Source organism: Thiorhodovibrio winogradskyi (genome assembly GCF_036208045.1).
In the GTDB taxonomy this organism is placed as follows: domain Bacteria; phylum Pseudomonadota; class Gammaproteobacteria; order Chromatiales; family Chromatiaceae; genus Thiorhodovibrio; species Thiorhodovibrio winogradskyi.
Window position 1 is genome coordinate 520,442 of record NZ_CP121472.1, and the last position, 18,514, is coordinate 538,955.

At 59.8% G+C, this 18,514-nt stretch carries 15 protein-coding genes; 12 read left to right on the plus strand and 3 right to left on the minus strand.

Annotated features, from left to right (window positions below; genetic code table 11):
* Positions 1 to 214 precede the first annotated feature (214 nt).
* The 3 genes from Thiowin_RS02530 to Thiowin_RS02540 all read left to right on the plus strand — a co-directional run bounded on the left by Thiowin_RS02530 (position 215) and on the right by Thiowin_RS02540 (position 3,538).
* Positions 215 to 1,117, plus strand: coding sequence for a hypothetical protein (locus Thiowin_RS02530; protein WP_328986174.1), 903 nt, complete (start codon positions 215 to 217; stop codon positions 1,115 to 1,117).
* A 362-nt stretch (positions 1,118 to 1,479) separates the two neighbouring features.
* On the plus strand, positions 1,480 to 2,349 hold the full coding sequence (locus Thiowin_RS02535) for an RpnC/YadD family protein (protein WP_328986175.1): 870 nt from the start codon (positions 1,480 to 1,482) through the stop codon (positions 2,347 to 2,349).
* 298 nt (positions 2,350 to 2,647) lie between these two features.
* Complete coding sequence (locus tag Thiowin_RS02540) at positions 2,648 to 3,538, plus strand: RpnC/YadD family protein (protein ID WP_328986176.1); 891 nt, start codon at positions 2,648 to 2,650, stop codon at positions 3,536 to 3,538.
* A 1,120-nt stretch (positions 3,539 to 4,658) separates the two neighbouring features.
* On the opposite strand, the gene Thiowin_RS02545 is transcribed toward Thiowin_RS02540, so the two are convergent.
* The gene (locus tag Thiowin_RS02545; protein WP_328986177.1) at positions 4,659 to 5,438 is read right to left on the minus strand and encodes a class I SAM-dependent methyltransferase; all 780 of its coding nucleotides are present in this window, start codon (positions 5,436 to 5,438) and stop codon (positions 4,659 to 4,661) included.
* A gap of 103 nt (positions 5,439 to 5,541) precedes the next feature.
* Entirely contained in the window at positions 5,542 to 6,744 is a 1,203-nt protein-coding gene (locus Thiowin_RS02550) for a DUF3419 family protein (protein ID WP_328986178.1), read from the minus strand.
* A gap of 251 nt (positions 6,745 to 6,995) precedes the next feature.
* On the opposite strand from Thiowin_RS02550, the gene Thiowin_RS02555 reads away from it, so the two are divergent.
* From Thiowin_RS02555 to lysM, 8 genes are all read left to right on the plus strand, one after another.
* Positions 6,996 to 8,792, plus strand: a complete 1,797-nt coding sequence (locus Thiowin_RS02555; RefSeq protein ID WP_328986179.1) for a vWA domain-containing protein — start codon at positions 6,996 to 6,998, stop codon at positions 8,790 to 8,792.
* A 53-nt stretch (positions 8,793 to 8,845) separates the two neighbouring features.
* Positions 8,846 to 9,052 carry a hypothetical protein gene (locus tag Thiowin_RS02560; protein WP_328986180.1) on the plus strand — a complete coding sequence of 69 codons (207 nt, stop codon included), beginning with the start codon at positions 8,846 to 8,848 and terminating at the stop codon, positions 9,050 to 9,052.
* Positions 9,025 to 9,318: a type II toxin-antitoxin system RelE/ParE family toxin gene (locus Thiowin_RS02565; protein WP_328986181.1), complete on the plus strand. Its 294-nt coding sequence runs from the start codon at positions 9,025 to 9,027 to the stop codon at positions 9,316 to 9,318. Before Thiowin_RS02560 ends, Thiowin_RS02565 begins: the two co-directional genes overlap by 28 nt.
* A 163-nt stretch (positions 9,319 to 9,481) precedes the next feature.
* Complete coding sequence (locus Thiowin_RS02570; protein WP_328986182.1) at positions 9,482 to 10,954, plus strand: substrate-binding domain-containing protein; 1,473 nt, start codon at positions 9,482 to 9,484, stop codon at positions 10,952 to 10,954.
* Between the two features lie 91 nt (positions 10,955 to 11,045).
* The gene (locus Thiowin_RS02575; RefSeq protein ID WP_328986183.1) at positions 11,046 to 11,747 is read left to right on the plus strand and encodes a hypothetical protein; all 702 of its coding nucleotides are present in this window, start codon (positions 11,046 to 11,048) and stop codon (positions 11,745 to 11,747) included.
* Between the two features lie 94 nt (positions 11,748 to 11,841).
* Positions 11,842 to 14,088 carry a protein-disulfide reductase DsbD family protein gene (locus tag Thiowin_RS02580; protein ID WP_328986184.1) on the plus strand — a complete coding sequence of 749 codons (2,247 nt, stop codon included), beginning with the start codon at positions 11,842 to 11,844 and terminating at the stop codon, positions 14,086 to 14,088.
* Positions 14,089 to 14,181: 93 nt separating this feature from the next.
* Positions 14,182 to 14,802 carry a redoxin domain-containing protein gene (locus Thiowin_RS02585; protein WP_328986185.1) on the plus strand — a complete coding sequence of 207 codons (621 nt, stop codon included), beginning with the start codon at positions 14,182 to 14,184 and terminating at the stop codon, positions 14,800 to 14,802.
* Positions 14,803 to 14,839: 37 nt separating this feature from the next.
* A complete protein-coding gene (lysM, locus tag Thiowin_RS02590) occupies positions 14,840 to 15,277 on the plus strand; it encodes a peptidoglycan-binding protein LysM (RefSeq protein WP_328986186.1) in 438 nt (145 codons plus the stop codon).
* Between the two features lie 71 nt (positions 15,278 to 15,348).
* On the opposite strand, the gene pap is transcribed toward lysM, so the two are convergent.
* Positions 15,349 to 16,917, minus strand: a complete 1,569-nt coding sequence (pap, locus tag Thiowin_RS02595) for a polyphosphate:AMP phosphotransferase (RefSeq protein ID WP_328986187.1) — start codon at positions 16,915 to 16,917, stop codon at positions 15,349 to 15,351.
* A gap of 1,052 nt (positions 16,918 to 17,969) precedes the next feature.
* Here pap and Thiowin_RS02600 point away from each other — a divergent pair.
* On the plus strand, positions 17,970 to 18,443 hold the full coding sequence (locus tag Thiowin_RS02600; RefSeq protein WP_328986188.1) for a hemerythrin domain-containing protein: 474 nt from the start codon (positions 17,970 to 17,972) through the stop codon (positions 18,441 to 18,443).
* The last annotated feature ends 71 nt before the right edge of the window (positions 18,444 to 18,514 follow it).

An 18,514-nucleotide genomic window follows, 5' to 3' on the forward strand; every position in this document is an offset into this window, starting at 1 on the left:
CACCCCTTGACCTGAAGGGCACGGATGCCCGCACCCTTTTCCAACCCCGCTCCCGTTCATTCGGGGCGGGGTTTTTCGTGTTTGGAGTTGGCGTGGCGCGCCGTTCGCGGCGACAGCCGCTCCGACTCTCACCCACACCACCAAATCGGCTAAACTTCCCCCATGGCAGCCGACACCCAATGCCCGATACCGGCGCGTGCTGCCAGGGGCAACCATGAGCCACGATCAGAACTTCAAAAATCTCATCCTCGACTACCCACGCCAGGCCATTGAATTTGCCGCTGCCAGCGAGGCCGCAAAATTGGATGACAGCGTGCGCATTCTGCCGCTGCGTGAGGAGCAGCTGAAGGAACGCTTGGGTGATCGCTTTCGCGAGTTGGATGTGCCGCTGCTGCTGGAATGGCCCGATGGACGCCGCCAGGCGCTGCTGTTTGTCTTCGAGGAAGAAACCGAGCCGAAGCGCTTCTCGATGCATCGCCTGGCACACTATTGCCTGGACTTGGCCGAGCTCTACCACACCGAGCGCGTGGTGCCGGTGGCGATCTTCCTTCACCCTGGCACCTTCGATGAAACACTCACCCTGGGCAGTGACACGCGCGATTATCTTCAGTTCAGCTATCTCGCATGGCCGTTATTCAGACTCCAGGCAAGAGCCTATTTCGACAGCCCTAACCTGGTCGCACGGCTGAACCTGCCCAACATGCGCTATGCGCCCGAGGAGAAGGTCGAAGTCTACGCCCAAGCGGTGCGCGGACTGCGCACCCTTGAACCCGACCGCGAGCGTCAGATCAAATACCTCGACTTTGTCGACATCTATGCCAAGCTCAATGACAATGAACGCCAGCGCTACCAACAACACTATGCCGAGGAGACAGAAACCATGAGCGCCTTTGCTGATCGCTTTATTGACCAGGGAGTGCAGCAGGGAGTGCAGCAGGGTGAAGCCACCATCTTGATGGCTCAGCTGCAAGAAAAATTCGGTGCAGATTCACTCGACGCCCATCGCGAGCGCATCTCTGGCGCCGACCCTAAAGAACTGCTGCAATGGTCGAAACGCATCCTCAGCGCCGAGACCCCAGAGACCATCTTCGACTTAAAGGGGCACGGTTCGAATTGAATTGCTGGGACAGTATACTTAATTCTCCTCAATGATCTCGCTGGCTACCGGAATTCCGGGGACATAGGATTTAAAGTGGACTTAAAGGGGCCATGTCCGAATACATTTTCGAGCTACGCACCGGGCGCGGCACATGCCAAGCCCGGCACCCCTTGACCTGAAGGGCACGGATGCCCACACCTTTTTCAAACCCCGCTCCCGGCCATTCGGGGCGGGGTTGTTGGTGTTTGGGGGTATGCGTGGCGCGCCGTTCGCGGCGAAAGCCGCTCCCACTCTCACCCACGCCACCAAATCGGCTAAACTTCCCCCACGACAGCCGACATCAAAATGCCCGATACCGGCGCGTGCTGCCAGGGGCAACCATGAGCCACGATCAGAACTTCAAAAATCTCATCCTCGACTACCCACGCCAGGCCATTGAATTTGCCGCTGCCAGCGAAGCGGCTAGGTTGGATGACAGCGTGCGCATTCTGCCGCTGCGCGAGGAGCAGCTGAAGGAACGCTTGGGTGATCGTTTTCGCGAGTTGGATGTGCCGCTGCTGCTGGAATGGCCCGATGGACGCCGCCAGGCGCTGCTTTTTGTCTTCGAGGAAGAAACCGAGCCGAAGCGCTTCTCGATGCATCGCCTGGCACACTATTGTCTGGACTTGGCCGAGCTCTACCACACCGAGCGCGTGGTGCCGGTGGTGATCTTCCTTCACTCCGGCACCTTCGATGAAACACTCACTCTGGGCAGTGACACGCGCGATTATCTTCAGTTCAGCTATCTCGCATGGCCGTTATTCAGACTCCAGGCAAGAGCCTATTTCGACAGCCCTAACCTGGTCGCACGGCTGAACCTGCCCAACATGCGCTATGCGCCCGAGGAGAAGGTCGAAGTCTACGCCCAAGCGGTGCGCGGACTGCGCACCCTGGAACCCGACCGCGAGCGTCAGATCAAATACCTCGACTTTGTCGACATCTATGCCAAGCTCAATGACAATGAACGCCAGCGCTACCAACAACACTATGCCGAGGAGACAGAAACCATGAGCGCCTTTGCTGATCGCTTTATTGACCAGGGAGTGCAGCAGGGTGAAGCCAGAACATTGCTGCGCCAGCTTGATCAAAAATTTGGCCCCGCGGCCGTGCAAGCCCATCGCGAGCGCATCGAGCAGGCGGAGCTTGAGCAGCTCGACACTTGGTTGGGTCGTATCCTCAGCGCCGACAGCCCCGAGACCATCTTCCACTGAGTGTAAGACTTAAAGAAGACTTAAAGGGGCCTGGTTCGAATTCATTTTCAAGCCACCCACCGGGCGTGGCACATGCCAAGCCCGTCACCCTGACCTGAAGGGCACGGATGCCCACACCTTTTTCCAACCCCGCTCCCGGCCATTCGGGGCGGGGTTGTTGGTGTTTGGGGGTATGCGTGGCGCGCCATTCGCGGCGAAAGCCGCTGCCACTCTCACCCACGCCACCAAATCGGCGAAACTCCGCCCAAGACAGCCGACACCCAATGCCCGATACCGGCGCGTGCTGCCAGGGGCAACCATGAGCCACGATCAGAACTTCAAAAATCTCATCCTCGACTACCCACGCCAGGCCATTGAATTTGCCGCTGCCAGCGAGGCCGCAAAATTGGATGACAGCGTGCGCATTCTGCCGCTGCGTGAGGAGCAGCTGAAGGAACGCTTGGGTGATCGCTTTCGCGAGTTGGATGTGCCGCTGCTGCTGGAATGGCCCGATGGACGCCGCCAGGCGCTGCTGTTTGTCTTCGAGGAAGAAACCGAGCCCAAGCGCTTCTCGATCCATCGCCTGGCACACTATTGCCTGGACTTGGCCGAGCTCTACCACACCGAGCGCGTGGTGCCGGTGGTGATCTTCCTTCACCCCGGCACCTTCGATGAAACACTCACTCTGGGCAGTGACACGCGCGATTATCTTCAGTTCAGCTATCTTGCCTGGCCGTTATTCAGACTCCAGGCAAGAGCCTATTTCGACAGCCCCAACCTGGTCGCACGGCTGAACCTGCCCAATATGCGCTATGCGCCCGAGGAGAAGGTCGAAGTCTACGCCCAAGCGGTGCGCGGACTGCGCACCCTGGAACCCGACCACGAGCGTCAGATCAAATACCTCGACTTTGTCGACATCTATGCCAAGCTCAATGACAATGAACGCCAGCGCTACCAACAACACTATGCCGAGGAGACAGAAACCATGAGCGCCTTTGCTGATCGCTTTATTGACCAGGGAGTGCAGCAGGGTGAAGCCACCATCTTGATGGCTCAGCTGCAAGAAAAATTCGGTGCAGATTCACTCGACGCCCATCGCGAGCGCATCTCTGGCGCCGACCCTAAAGAACTGCTGCAATGGTCGAAACGCATCCTCAGCGCCGAGACCCCAGAGACCATCTTCGACTTAAAGGGGCCTGGTTCGAATTAATTTTCGACTTAAAGCGACTTAAAGCGACTTAAAGGGGTCAGTGCTAAAATTAATTTTCGAGCCATTTGGCGGGCGCGGCACATGCCAAGCCCGGCGCCCCTGACCTGAATGGCACGGATGCCCACACCCTTTTCCAACCCCGCTCCCGTTCATTTGGGGCGGGGTTTTTCGTGTTTGGGGTATGCGTGGCGCGCCATTCGCGGCGAAAGCCGCTCCCACTCTCACCACGCTACCAAATCGGCGAAACTCCCCCCACGACAGCCGACACCCAAATGCCCGATACCGGCGCGCGCTGCCAGGGGCAACCATGAGCCACGATTAGAACATCAATAACTTCATCCTCGATTATCCCCGCCAGTCCATTAAGTTTGCCGCTGCCAGCGAAGCCGCTCGGTTGGATGACAGCGTGCGCATTCTGCCGCTTCTTTCTTCTCTTCCTGGTTTTGCCTGGCGCAATAATGGTATGGCAAGAGGCCCATGTGGAGCCGAGCGTCGCGGTCTTCCATGAATAGCGGAAGCGCGCCAGCTATCCGCGCTATCCCCTGATGTTGGTGCGCGCGGCCTGGCCCCCGTGCTCAAAGCGAACGACAGGGACGCCGAAGCCGCTTGACCGACGGATGCGGCGCTGCTCGCGGGCGGCGCGGAGCTGACGCGCAAGGTGCGGCTAAGCTAAGAACGCGGCGGGAAAGTCGTCCGCGCGCTTGTAGCCGCTTGGCCTGACGCGATGCGTCCAGTGGTGGAGCAGGGTTCACCCGAGATCGACACCCCCGAGATCGATATCAGAGAACAATGGAGATAGGCATGCGACTAATGCCCGTCCTGATGCCCGTCCTGATAACGGGTTACCTAGTCCTGCCAAGTCTATCGGGCCTGCTGGCCGGGGCGGCGCTTGCTGATCCCCTGACCCCTACCGCATCCGATGCGGCCACGAGGATGAAAAGCATCCAAGGTCCGCCGGGCGAGCTGACCGAGCAAGGGCACAAGCTCATCCAAGCAAGCGCCCGCTTTAGGCTAAAGCGGATTCTTGTCGGCGACATGAGTTGTTCATCGTGCGCGAACCCTTCCGGCTGCTTCTCGCAAGAAAACCTGTAGCGAAAAGATTTCCGCGAGGGAAGGGGGCTCAGATCTTGCGCCCAATAAAGCGATAGTAGGGTACCGCCAGCCCAGGCAGATAGGGCACGGGCGCGCGCGACTCGGTGACTTGGTGGTCGGAAAAGTGCTCGCGCAGCGCGGCGAGGTGGGCGGGGTCGGGATGCACGCCGTCGTGCGCGAACCAGCGTGGCCAGAAGGCGCGGGTCAGGGTGTTGTGGCGGATTTGATCGGCCGGCGGGCGGGCGGCTGAAACATAAAAGTCCACCACGCCAAAGACTCCACCGGGTTTCAGCATGGTGATGGCATTGGCCAGCGCCGCGCGCCAGTCCGGGATCATGGTCAGGGAATAAGCGCAATAGACGGCATCTGCCGGTTGTTCGGGCTGCCAGCGCGTCGCGTCGGCCTCGATGAGCTGGATCTGCTTGCGCCCGGCGAATTTCTCCCGCGCTTGGGCGAGCAGCGCCGGGCAGAGGTCGACCAGGGTGACTTGCCCAAAGTCAGCAAGCCGCGAACCGAAAAACTCTAGATTGCGTCCGGTGCCGCCGCCGAGCTCGATCAGGTGGGCGCCAGGCAGGGCATTTCCGAGAGCGGTTTGAATGTCCCCGATCAGCGCTTCGCGCCCATGCAGCAGGCGGTCACGAAAGGCATCGTAGTGTCCGGCCTGGGGGCCATAAAAAGCCTCCAATCGCGCGCGCTGATCGCCGTCCTTGGGCTGGCCGCGCAGCAAATGCAAGAGGATGCGCAGATCCGCGCCCAGACCTCGGCGCGGCGCTGGGCTTTTGGGTTCTGGTGACTCCAAACTAGGCAATTCCAATGCTCCAAAAAAAACCGGGGCTCCAAAAAGACCGGGGCTCCAAAAAGACCGGGGCTCCAAAAAGACCGGGGCTCCAAAAAAATCAGGTCGTGGGCAATCAGGCCCGGACATCGGCGATGTGAAATCCGGCGTAGGTATGCACCCGATCATGGGCCTGAAGCTCCGCCGCCAGTTCGGGATGGAATTGCAGGCGCTCGGGCAGATGCTTGCGCTCGGGCCCTATCTCAAGGGATTCCAGATACTTGGGCGCGGCGTGGGCGCTGCGGAAAATGATGCGGGCGTCCTGGCGGGCGCGAGCCAGAATCCACTCCCATTCATCGGCCAAGGCTTCGGGCTCGTAGGAACTCATCCAGTCCATGTGATCGAGCAGCACGAATTTGGAAATGGGTGTCTGGTGATGCTTGAGAAAATCCGCGACGGTCGAGGTATGCAATGCAATGCAGTCGGCCGCGCCAGCCTTGAGCCGCGCGAAGTTGTCCGCTTTCAGATATTCGGGACAACAGTGCTCGGTGTAGCGGCCACGAATATAGACCGACCAAAAATAATTGGTCCAGACTGGCAGTTGGCGGAACACATAGCCAATGGCCTCGCGCACAAAGCCGGCCACGCCGCTGTCGTGTTGCTGCTGCACCTCCTTGCGCTGCGGATGGGGCACGCCCAGCATGCTCATGGTGAACTGGCGCGACAGGGTCCAGTTCAGGCCCTTGGTCCAGATCAGCGGATCGACCCGGGTGTCGTAGATGTGGCGCTGTTCTTCCAGCGAGCGGGTGGCGAAAAGGTCCTCGATGCTGGTCGCCAGGCGCGGGCGAATCTTTAAATACGCATGGAAGGCGCGCGCGACCGTGCCAGAGAGGCCGTGAAAATAAAAACTCCCGCGCGGATGGCCAAACCAGCGGATGCGTTTGTCCCAGAAGACGCGGGCAAAGTCGCTGAGCCTGGCGCGCAGTTCACGCTCATAGAGGGTCTGCATGCGCGGGTGATAGCCATGGCCGAAGGCGGCGAAAAAGTCCTCGAACTCCAGCGCTCGGATGGCGGCGAGTTTTAGCTCCAGCAGCGCGTTCTGGCGCGGGTTGGCATCGACGGCATGAATGCGCTCCGGGCCGACCAGGGCATAGTCCAGCACATTGCAGCCGGCGCTGGTGATGACCAGCATGTGATCCCTGGCATTGATGGCCAGCGCCTGACGGTCGATGGCCGGGTCCTCCCAGCAGGTGTTGTAGACCAGTGCGCGGGAGTAAATGGCGTCGAAGACCTTTTGGTCGACGCGATCACCAAGAGTCGCGGGGGTTTTTGGGGGCATTGGAATACTCTGGGCCGCAAGGCGGCGGCAAGTGGCGGCTTGGAGCGGGAGCAAACCGATATAGCCTACAGGGTTTTGATGACGGTTTCATGGCAATTGCGAATTTTTAATCGGGGCTAGTCGCGGTCACTAAAAATGTCGCGATTTCGGTGACTTAAAGGTGCTTTCAGGTTTTGTCGGCGGCTACGGATTCTGGCATTATCTGTCTCATGTCCCTCACCAAAATCAGACCCCATGTCCGCGGAGCCGCCATGCGTGATTCAAGCCTGAAAGTTTCTCCAACGCTGTTACTCGCGCTCAGTCTGTCGACCCTGAGTCTGCCATCATTGGTCGCCGCCAAACAGGCCAATACCTGCGCATCCGCTGCCGATCCCGCTGTCGACCAGGTCGTGGTGCGCTTTACTTACGGCTCCGAGAAAGCCGCCTGGATCTATGAGGCGACCGAGGCCTTCAATGCCGAGGGCTTCGAGACCGCCTCGGGCCAGCGCATCTGTGTCAATGCCATTCCCAAGGGTTCGGGTGACAGTGTCAATGAAATCAAAGACGGCACCGCCGGCCCGGAGGAAGTCCATGCCACCAGTCCGGCGTCCGATCTCTATGTGAATCTGGTCAACTTCGAGACCAGCGAGGCTGGTGATGGCGAGCTGCTGGCGAGCGAGGGCTTTCTGGTGTCCTCCCCAGTGGTCATCGCCGCCTGGGAGCCGGTGGTCGAGCGACTTGGTGGGGCTGATGCCGTCGGTTGGAAAAGCCTGTTCGAGCTGGCCGGGGCGGATGACATTCGCTACGGCCAGACCAGTCCGGAGCGCTCCAACAGCGGGCTCTCGGCACTGATCGCCCAGTTCTTCGCCGGGGCCGAGGTGGTCGGGGGGCAGCCGGTCGCGCGCCTGTCGATGAGCGCCGTCGATGATCCCAAGGTGCGCGAGTTTGTCGAGAAAGTACACGAGCATGTTATCCACTACGGTGCATCGACCGGCTTCTATGCCACGAAAATGACCCAGGGCGGCCCCCAGTATGCCGATGCCGCCGTGCTCTACGAGAGCGACGTGATCCAGGCCAACAACGCGATTCGCAAGGACAATCTGGGCTATCCGCGACTGCTCGCGGTCTATCCGAGCGAGGGTTCATTTGTTAGCAATCATCCCTTCGCCATCGTCAAGCGCGACTGGGTGGATGCCGAGGAGCAGGAAGGCGCCAAGCGCTATTTCGAGTACCTGATGTCGCCGCCGGTGCAGGCTCAGGCGCTGCAATACGGTTTCCGCCCCGGCGTGGCGCTGGATATCGATCAGGGTATCTATGGCAAGGTCTGGAATGCCGAGAATGGCGTGCAGCCTTTCGATACCGTGCATCGTTTTCTCGCCGCGCCCAGTGGCGCCGTGGTCAAGGCCGCGCGCGATGCCTTTCGCGGTATCAAGAACGACGCCATTGCCTATCTGATCATCGACCGCTCCGGCAGCATGGACGCGAAAGTCCTTGATGCCGAGCGTGGGGAGATGCGCACGCGCATGGAGATGGCGGTGGAGAGCGCCGATCTGCTCGCCAGTCGCATGCAGGATAAGGATCAGCTCGCGCTGCTGTTCTATGACTACGCCGTGGACTATTCGGATCTGACGCCCAAGGGCCAGCCGCTGACCATGGATGCCGCCGGCAAGCAGAAGCTGGCCGAGGCACTGCAACGCGCACGGCCCAAAGGCGGCACCGCGATGCGCGGCGCCATTGCCGAGGCCTGGGAGGATATCTGCGCCGACCACAAAGCCAATCCGGACAAGGCGGCCATCCGTATCATCGTGGTGTTGACGGATGGCAAGGACAATGCGTCAAAAATCTCGACCGAGGCGTTGATCGAGAAGATTGGCTACAACCAGGCGGACGGCCAGGGCGGCTACCACGGCGACCCCCAATGCCGCATTCCGGTGTTTGGCGTGGCCTTTGGCGAGGGGGCCGATGACCGCGACCTGAGCGCCATCACCGAGGCCGCTGGTGGCGAGACCCGGCGCGGCGACTCGGGTGAGATTCGCGCCATTTTCGAGCGCTTTAGCGATTTGCTGTGAGTGCCCGGAGTGTGCGTTGCCTGCCTTAATGTGGATTTGTGAAAGGTCAATTCATGACAGCGATCGCCATCAAACAGGAAGCAATAGATGCCATACAAGGGCTTCCTGAAGAAGCCAATACGGAAGACATCATGTATCGGCTCTATGTTCTGGAAAGCATCCGACAAGGTCGTAAAGACGCTGAAAGGGGTGCCACCAAGACGCAGCAGGATGTTCTCGAGGAGATTCGTGGATGGTCAGCTGGACCGATCACGCGGTAAGACAGGTTCGGCAAATTCATGACTGGATTGCGCAGGATTCACCCATTTATGCCAGGCGGGTTGCCGAGGGTCTGGTGAAGCGAACAACCGGTCTCGACGAACTCCCGCGCAAGGGAAAAATGGTGCCGGAATTGAATGACGACAGCGTGCGGGAAATCCCTCAGTATTCATATCGCGTCATTTACAACATCAAATCGCCGGATGTAGAAATTCTTGCAGTGATACACAAGCGACGAGATGCTCAGCCGCATGATATTTACAGCTGACTCCATGACTGAAAGATTGTATTGTTCCCTGTATAAGCGATTTTGGCATAAGCGATTTTGGCATAAGCGATCTTGGTATCAGCGATCTTGCAAGTCCGGCCGAAAGACCCGCGATTCATGCAGCTTGTTATACGCCAACTTCAGTAGTAGATAGGTTCACGAAATGAATGACAAATCCATGCGCCATCGCTACCCGGTGCTGGCGACTCTACTGACGCTCGTGTTGGGTCTGTCGTCCCTGTCATCCGGCTCTCTGGCGGCTGATAAACTCTTCGACTTCGGCGAGTTGAATGTCGATCTGTCCAAGGTGCAGGCCAAGCCCGAGTCGGCGCCGGTGCCGGCCAAGCAAAGTCCCAGCCAGCAGCTTGAGAGCACGCCGCAAAGCCCGGCACCCAAGGTGTTGCCGAAGGACGATGAAGCCTCAATCGACACCATCGTCGCCGAGGAGCAGCTCAAGGTCGCGCCGGTCAAGGTCGCGCCGAGCACCGCAGGCAGGCAGCAAGTCCAATACCCGGTGCCCGAGAGCCGCGATGTCATTGAGGTGAAAATCGCCGCCGGTTCCGAGAAACGCGGCTGGTTCGAGGAAGCCGCGCAGCGTTTCATGGCCGATCCGGATCGCAACAGCATCAATGGTAAGCCTATCCGCCTCACCATCGACAAAATCGGCTCCATCAAATCCGGCACTCTGATTCGCGATGGCAAGTCCATGCACGACGGGCGCAACGAGTATCAGGTCTGGGCTCCGGCCTCGAGCATCTTCCGTGGCGTGGTGGAGGAGGCCTTCAGCGGCGGTCAGTTGTTTGAGACCGATGAATCCGTCGCGCGCAGCCCCATGGTGTTTGTCACCTGGGCGCCGGTGCAGCTTGCTGTCGATGACAAAATCCAGAAGTCGATGAGCTTCGATACTGTCACCGAGATCTTCCGCCGCGAACTCAATGGCGATTTCATCGATCCCAATGGCCGCCTGTATCAGTTTGGTTTTACCCGTCCATCCAGCTCCAATTCGGGCGCGGTGGCGCTGGTCACCATGGCATTTGAGTTCTTCGCCAAGGATCGCGGACGCTATAAACTGCGCATGGAAGACTTGGAAAACCCCAGCTTCCAAGCCTATCTGGCCTTCATGAAGTTCATGTCCGATCAGAGCAAGACCAGCACCGGAAAACTGGCCGAGCCGCTGATGCAGGCCGGCTATGGCGGCCAGCCTCTCTCGACGGTTTACATCTATGAAAACCTGGCGGTCAAACTGGCCTTTATCCGCGATGCCAATGATCCAGACGGCGCCAAGCCCATCATCCGTTATCCAAAATACAATCTGGTCACCGATCATCCCTACTATGTGCTGCGTCACGGCAACTCGCGCGAGCAGGTCGAGGCGGCCAGGCGCTTCAAGGACTATCTGCTCACCCGCGACATGCAATTGCTCGCATTGCAAAAAGAAGGCTTCCGTCCCGTCAGTACCGAAATCACCAACGAGGAAATGAACCAGGTCTTTGGTGATTTTGTTGAGGAAAACGGCCTGATTCCAGACCTGATCAAAGCCTCCCAGGTGCTGATCCCGCGGCAGAATGGCGCTGTGATCAAAGCGCTGATCGAAACCTATGACGAGCTGGGCGATCCTAGCGGGCCGCGCCTCTAATGCGCATGGTCCCGACTCACCCCTCGCGAGACGACGGGAAGATAACAGGGCTGTTTCACGCACAGATGCCATCAATCAACGGAGAACCTGAATGACACGACCCGCTCAAACCCAACCCGGTCTCGCCATGGCCTTGGCCTTGTCACTGTCCTTCGGTCTCGGCTTGGCGGTGCCCGCGCAGGCCAGCAGCATCGGTGATTTCTTAAAAAAATTCAGCGCCTTTGACTTCGGTGGCAGTGACTTTAATCCGGCCGACATGCAGGGCAACAAAAAGAACTGGGCCGACCGCGAGCGTTGGGTCAGCGAGGCCCTGGCCGGCGCTTACCAGATGCTTGGGCGTGCCGATACCGAGGTTGATCTGTTTGAGTTCCAGAACTACTTCAATGTGCTCGACGTGCAGTGGACGCCCGAGTATCTGACAGATCCGAAGAACATCGGCAACCTCAATGCCTATGCCACCTTCACCGAGTATCTGTCGCGCTATCTGCGGGTGAAGCAAGAGCTGATCGAGGCCATTGCCGATCTGAATCGCAATCTGGCCATTCTCAACCGCGTCGATCCGCGCCAGTTGACCGGCCCCTTCCAGCTCGATTCGACCGGACTGACCAAGACCTATACCGAGCGCGCGGCAAGCGGCGTGGATTCAACCGCGCATGAACTGGCCCTGGCGACTTCCGCTGGCGCGGTCGAAAAATACACCGCCGAACTCGGGCGTGCCATCGACTACGGTTTGGAACTCGAAGGCTATTTCCGCGATGCGGCGAACATGGAGGCCAAGCCGGGGGCGGAGTGAAATCGCCAGCAGGCGTGGCCTGCGGGCAGGGGGCATGTCATTGCTGAAGTCCAATCCGCCTGATTGTTGTCGGGTCGGCCAGTGGTCGGGCCCCGTGCCATTTCTGAACCGGTTGCTGAACCAGTTGCTGATCTGGTTGCTGATCTGGTTGCTGATTCTGTTCGCGCCGGCGGTGGCTTTGGCGCGGGCACCGGCGGACGGGCTGGCGCCCACGCCGTCTGGAGCCGCGCTGTCTGGGGCTGAAGTGGTCACCCCGCACTTGACCGCCCGGCTGCTGCCGGAGCAATCCCGGGTGGTACCGGGCGATCAGATCGATCTGCTGCTGGTGTTCGATCTGCAACCCGGATGGCACACCTACTGGCGCAACCCAGGGGATTCCGGCGAGCCGCCGCGCCTGAGCTGGACCTTGCCCGAGGGCGTCACCGCCGGTCCCATCCAGTGGCCCTATCCCAGCCGCATTCCGGTCGGGCCGCTGGCGAACTACGGCTATTTCGACCAGGCGCTGCATCTGGTCTCGTTGAGCGTTGACCCGGACTGGCCAGCCGGGCGCGATATCCCGGTTGAGCTTGATGTTCGCTGGCTGGTGTGCGAGGAGCACTGTATCCCTGAGTCCGGTCAGTTCGCGCTGAATCTGGCAACGGCGGCAGTCGCCTCCGAAGCCTCGGCCATGCCTGGCGATCCCATGACCGCTGTGCTCTTCGAGCAGGCTCGCGCCGCTCTGCCCAAAGTCTTGCCCGCCGATGCACTGATGGATCCTAGCGGAGATCCGCTGTTGTTGCGCCTATCGCGGGAGGGACTGCCCGCCGGGATTCAGGAGCTTGAATTTTTCGCCGATGCCTGGGGCCTGATTGAACATGCCGCCGAGCAGCCATGGCGCTTGCGAGGGGACTGGCTGGAGCTGGAACTTACCCCGGGTGCCACGCCCGCGAGTGTCGCCCCCTCGGGCGTGCTGGTGGCGACCACGGCCGAGGGAGTGCGCGCCTGGGAGTTCTCCGCCAGCGTGCAACCACTCCTCCCGCTGGCCGATGCCGATGCGCCCGCGCTGGGTCTGCCGCTGGCACTGGCGTTCGCGCTGCTCGGCGGCCTGGTGCTGAATCTCATGCCCTGCGTCTTTCCAGTGCTGGCCATCAAACTGCTTGGGTTGGCCGAACAGCGCGACCTCGGCCGGGCCGCGCGCGCCTGGCATGCCTTGCTCTACAGCGCTGGCGTGCTGGTGTTTTTCACGCTGCTCGGTGTCGCGTTGCTGGTGCTGCGCGCTGCCGGCGCGGCAGCGGGCTGGGGCTTTCAGTTGCAATCACCCGTGTTCGTCGCTCTGATGGCCGGACTCTTTTTGGTGCTCGGGCTCGGGTTGTTCGGCGCCTTCACCCTTGGCACCAGCCTGATGGGACTCGGCGGCGGCGGGCGTCTGCTGGCGGAGAATGCGCCCGGCCAGGTGCGCCTGGACCGTGCCGCGCTGGCCGCCTTTGGCACTGGCGCCCTGGCGGCCCTGGTCGCCGCGCCCTGTACCGCGCCTTTTATGGGCGCCGCGCTCGGCTATGCCCTGACCCAGCCCTGGTTCGCCGCGCTGGCGGTGATCCTGACGCTCGGTCTCGGCATGGCGCTGCCCTTTGCGCTGCTCAGTGTGTTCCCCGCCTGGGCTCGGAGCCTGCCGCGACCTGGCGTGTGGATGGAGCGGCTGAAGCAGCTGCTGGCCTTTCCGCTTTTTGCCACCACCGCCTGGCTGCTGTGGGTGCTGGCCCAACAGTCGGGTCCAAGCGGTCTCGCGCTGGTGCTGACCGCTCTGCTGGCGCTGGTCTTTGGTCTCTGGCTGCTCGAGACAGCGCGTCAGGACGGACATGGTTGGCGGCGTGGATGGTCACTCGGTCTGCGTCTGCTGGCGCTCGCCAGCGTGTTGGCAGCCCTTGGGCTGATCATTCAACTGAGCCCCCTTGCCAACCCGGCGGCGCCGGCCGCGGGGACGGGGCAGGCTGCGGAATCAAGCCATCAACTGTCCGCCGCGCCTTATTCCGCCGCTGCCCTTGAGTCCGCGCTGGATCAGGGCCGGCCGGTGTTCGTCAACATGACCGCTGCCTGGTGCATCACCTGTCTGGTCAACGAGCGGGTCGCGCTCGGCACCGCCCAGGTCGCGCGCGCCTTTGCCGAGCGGGAGGTCCTCTATCTAAAAGGCGACTGGACCAACCATGATCCAGCCATCTCGGCCTACCTGAACGCCTTTGGTCGCGACGGCGTGCCGCTCTATGTTTATTATGCACCGGGCGCCAAACCCGAGGTGCTGCCGCAGTTGTTAACCCCTGGGTTGGTCGTGGATGCGCTAACAACAACCTCAGCGACTGGGCTCTGAGCCCTGAAAGCCAGAGCCCAGAGGACCGGTACTGAATACCAAAGCCGACAACCAAAGCCGACAACCAAAGCCGGCAACCAAAGGAAGACCCTCATGAAGCCAATCAGCAAACAATCTTCAATCACGGCTAGTCTGGCCCTTATCGCTTTATTGTTCGGGATGAATCTCGCCGCCGCGCCCGAGGTTGGCGCGCTAGCACCGGATTTCTCAGTGGTGGATACCAAGGGCGAGATTTGGACGCTCGATCATCTCAAGGGACAGCCCGCGATCCTTGAATGGACCAATCATGATTGCCCCTATGTGCGCAAGCATTATGACGCCGACAACATGCAGCGCCTGCAGCGCAAGGCCGCGGATCAAGAAGTGGTCTGGTTGTCGGTGATTTCCTCGGCGCCCGGCAAGCAGGGACATGTGACCCCGAAGCAGGCCGATGAGCTGACCGCCTCGCGCGATGCGGCGCCTACAGCCGTGCTGCTCGACGAGAGCGGTGACATGGGGCGTGCCTATGGCGCTAGCACCACGCCGCACATGTTCATCATCGATGCCGAGGGTAAGCTGATTTACATGGGCGGCATTGATGACCGCGCAAGCACCGATCTGGCCGATATCGAGGGTGCGACCAATTATGTCGACCTGGTACTGGCCGAGTTGGCGGCAAAGGAGCCGATCTCGGTGTCCGTGACCCGGCCCTACGGCTGCTCGGTCAAATACTGATCACGCACAAACAGCATCGAAACCACGGGAGAAACCTATGGACTTGTTTGGATTCGCCAAAGATGTCGGCCGCCGGGTATTCGGCAAGGAGTCCGAGGCCGATGAGAAAATCCGCGCAATGCTGGAAGCCGACAATCCGGGTATCCAGGATTTGGATGTGAAAGTCGAGAATGGGCGGGTCGCCATTTCCGGCACCGCGACCGATGCCGTGGCGATGGAAAAGGCGGTGCTGATGGCCGGCAATGTGCAAGGTATCGAGGCGGTGGACGCCAGCGCTGTCACGGCGCCAGCCCCGGTGGAGGAGGTCGAGTATTACCTGATCAAATCCGGCGATACCCTGTCGAAAATTGCCAAGACCTTCTATGGAGACGCCAACGCCTACCCGAGGATCTTCGAGGCCAACCGCGAGGTGATCAAAGATCCGGATCTGATTTTCGTCGGGCAGAAAATCCGCATTCCTCGCCAGGTGGCCTGAGTCAAGCTGGAGCCGGCGTTTTGCCGCCGCCGGCTCCAGCCTCTGATCAAGTCTCGGCCTATCCGGGGGTCTCAGTCGCCCGATTCGGTCTCGGCAAGGCGCTCGGGATGATCACCACAGCGCTTCACGGTGCGCATGGAGGTCAGAACATCCTCCGCCAGAGCCGCGCGCAGTCGCTCGCAAATGGTGGATAACACCTTGATGCGGGCAAAGGGCTTGTCATCGCCCTCCACCAAAGTCCAGGGTGCGTACTCGGTGCTGGTGCGCGCGACCATCTCATTGACGGCCGCCTTGTACTGAGGCGCCTTCTCCCGATTACGCCAATCCTCGTCGGTAATCTTGTACTGCTTGTAGGGGGTTTTCTCGCGGTCGTGGAAGCGTGCGAGTTGCTCCTCGTCGCTGACCTGTAGCCAGAACTTCAGCAAAATGGCGCCCTGTTCAACCAGTTGCTCTTCAAAGTCGTTGATTTCGCTATAGGCGCGGCGCCATTCGGCCTCGCTGGCAAAGCCCTCGACCCGCTCGACCAGAACCCGACCGTACCAGGAGCGATCATAAATAATCATATAGCCCGCGCGTGGGATATGGCGCCAGAAGCGCCACAGATAATGATGGGCTTTCTCCTCGTCCGTCGGCGCCGCCACCGGAATGGCGCGATAGAGCCTGGCATCCACCGCGCTGGTAATGCGCCGAATGGCACCGCCTTTGCCGCCGGCATCCATCCCCTCGAACACCAGCACAGTGGTCCGTTGCTTTTTGTAGGCCGTCCAGGTTAGCTCGTTGATTTCCGCCTGCAGGCGTTTGAGTTCCGACTTGTAAAGGTCGCGCTCGAGCTTCTGCGTCAGATCGAGCTGATCGAGCAAGGTGATTTGTGCTGGCGCGCTGTCGGGCAGGTCGAGCGGGTCGGCGGTGGGCGGCGGTTCCATCGGTAACGGCTGGGCAATGCGTGCGCGAATGGCTTGCAACAGCGTCTTGCCCACCGTTAGATCGCGATAACGGTTGTCGGTCGCCTCAATCAGATACCAGGGCGCGATGCCGCGGTCGGTCTGGCGGATGACGCGCTCGGCGACATGCTCAAACAGTTGATATTGCTCGGAGAATTTGGACTTTTCCGGCAGCATCTTCCAGCGGCTGCGATCATCGCGCGAGAGTTCCTTGAGCCGCCGTTTCTGATCCTTTTCGCTCAGATGGAACCAGAATTTCACCACCAGCGCGCCGTCTTGCGTCAGCATGCGCTCAAAGTCAACAATGCGCGAAAGCTCGGCATCCAAGGCGGCATCGTCGCACAAGCCACGAAAACGATGCTCAATGGGCGCCAGATACCAGCCGCCAAACAGCACCGCCAACTCCCCACGCGGCGGCAGACTGCGCCAAAAGCGCCAGTAACGCGGGCGCTCGCGCTCCTCGTCGCTCAGGTCCCAGTAAGCAAAGGTTTGCAGCCCGCGGCTGTCGAGCCACTCGTTCAGCCGATTGACCACCTCACCCTTGCCGGCGGCCTCCACCCCAGCCACGATCACAACCACCGGAATATGGGTTTCGCGCAGTTGGCGTTGCACCTCCAGCAACTGGGTGCGCAACTCATCGCGCTGCTCCTTGAATTCCTCTTTACTGACCGAGCGACCGACTTTCGTGGCCTCGAACATGATATTTCGTCCCCGTGCAAGACATAATCCGACAGCATATTCGATGCAGAGCGAGAGGTCACGCCGAGCCACGAAAGTCGGTCGCTCGGTCAATGGCTGCCTTCCAAAGTGCCCGTTTCCGGCGTCGAGGACTTGTCAGTCCAGAAGTGCGAACCAAAATAATTTACAGGCATATGGTGATATACTAATATTAGTAATAGGTTAAGTTGTTGTGTGGCTCCTTGCAGTTTTCAAAGCCCTTCGACTAGCCGCTGGATGCAGTTTTTGTCCAGGTGCTTGTGTAAACCCTAGCCAGTTTCCGGAGTCTGTCATGAAAGCTATCGCAGTGATTCGTCAGTTGACCTTTGGTGAGATCGTCTCAATCGCGGTTGTCGCCATGGTGCCAGTACTGTTGCTTTACGCGCTTCTCGCCTGATTGCGCGATTTCCCTTGCCCGGGTTGCCAGTGTTCTGGCATCCCGGCGAATCAAAGGTGGCTGATTTGGCTCACCGCGCTTTGATGGTCTCACCCTAGGTGACGTTTTTTTCTCCTCTCCTTCCTCTGTCCCCTTCCTCTGTCCCCTTCCTCATTTTTCCTTATCCCTAGCCAATTTCTTCGGGTAACCGTCCGCCCAAGGACCGACGCTCGCGGATCTTCTTCTTGGCCTTCTCCTGAAGGCGTTGCTCCCCTTTGCTCGGCCGTGAGCCGTGCTGGTTTTTCGAGTTGCAACAGGAACAGGATCGCGGCAAGCCAAAGAACTCTTTGTCGCGACTGCAGTAGCGCCTGCCCATCTGATTGTATATCGCTATAAGCTAATATAATCAATGGCTTGTTGACTATCCGGGTTTTTTGGACTAGAAGCAATAAGCAGGCGAGTCTGGATCATCCCGGGCACCTATGCGTGAAAGTGGCGGAGGCATATCCGATGCGATGCGGACGGCCGTCCGAGTTCGCGGGTTATACCTAGGATCGAAGATTACGCTAGTTGTCATGGCCCGCCGCCGCTCGGTTTTCCATGGGGGAGCAAACAAGAAGACGCCTCGCACCAATTAACAGAAGAGGAGGATGGGGTAATGAATACGCTCGATAGCTATCGGGACAGCCATGCGGAGCTGCGGGAGATGATCGATGAGCTGCAGTCGCTGATGAGCCCGGAGAAGCTGACAGTCAGTCCCAATGCCAAGGTCGCTTATCAGATGCTTTGTGATCTGGGTCAGCGAGTGAAACGTCATCTCGCCGAGGAGGACAAGGAACTCTATCCAAGTCTGCTGATTCACGAAGATCCGCTGACCAAGTCCATCGCTTGGGGCTCCATCCTTGGCGAAAAGCCGCTGCGCAAGAGCTTTGAGGACTACTACAAACGCTGGCTGAGGAACTGTGAGTTCAATTTCACGGACGACTTTCTGGGCGAAACCTATCAGCTCCTGGAGATGATTTATCAGCGGCTTGATCATGAGGAACATGTTTTGTTCCCGAAAGCGGTTGAAATTGGCGCCTTGGAAGGTGGACGCGTTCGGACCCGGTCCGCCAGAATCGCAGCGCGCTGACAGGGACTGTTTTTATTCTCGCCTGGTCCTGAACGGATCCACAACCTATTCCTGTTGGCGCGGATGGCTCG

Bases quoted from the DNA above. Each gene is read 5' to 3' on its own strand.
- Thiowin_RS02565 (WP_328986181.1), top strand. From the start codon at position 9,025: ATGGTCAGCTGGACCGATCACGCGGTAAGACAGGTTCGGCAAATTCAT.
- Thiowin_RS02530 (WP_328986174.1), top strand. From the start codon at position 215: ATGAGCCACGATCAGAACTTCAAAAATCTCATCCTCGACTACCCACGC.
- Thiowin_RS02535 (WP_328986175.1), top strand. From the start codon at position 1,480: ATGAGCCACGATCAGAACTTCAAAAATCTCATCCTCGACTACCCACGC.
- pap (WP_328986187.1), bottom strand. From the start codon at position 16,917: ATGTTCGAGGCCACGAAAGTCGGTCGCTCGGTCAGTAAAGAGGAATTC.
- Thiowin_RS02585 (WP_328986185.1), top strand. From the start codon at position 14,182: ATGAAGCCAATCAGCAAACAATCTTCAATCACGGCTAGTCTGGCCCTT.
- Thiowin_RS02570 (WP_328986182.1), top strand. From the start codon at position 9,482: ATGAATGACAAATCCATGCGCCATCGCTACCCGGTGCTGGCGACTCTA.
- Thiowin_RS02555 (WP_328986179.1), top strand. From the start codon at position 6,996: ATGCGTGATTCAAGCCTGAAAGTTTCTCCAACGCTGTTACTCGCGCTC.
- Thiowin_RS02600 (WP_328986188.1), top strand. From the start codon at position 17,970: ATGAATACGCTCGATAGCTATCGGGACAGCCATGCGGAGCTGCGGGAG.
- lysM (WP_328986186.1), top strand. From the start codon at position 14,840: ATGGACTTGTTTGGATTCGCCAAAGATGTCGGCCGCCGGGTATTCGGC.
- Thiowin_RS02560 (WP_328986180.1), top strand. From the start codon at position 8,846: ATGACAGCGATCGCCATCAAACAGGAAGCAATAGATGCCATACAAGGG.
- Thiowin_RS02540 (WP_328986176.1), top strand. From the start codon at position 2,648: ATGAGCCACGATCAGAACTTCAAAAATCTCATCCTCGACTACCCACGC.
- Thiowin_RS02575 (WP_328986183.1), top strand. From the start codon at position 11,046: ATGACACGACCCGCTCAAACCCAACCCGGTCTCGCCATGGCCTTGGCC.
- Thiowin_RS02550 (WP_328986178.1), bottom strand. From the start codon at position 6,744: ATGCCCCCAAAAACCCCCGCGACTCTTGGTGATCGCGTCGACCAAAAG.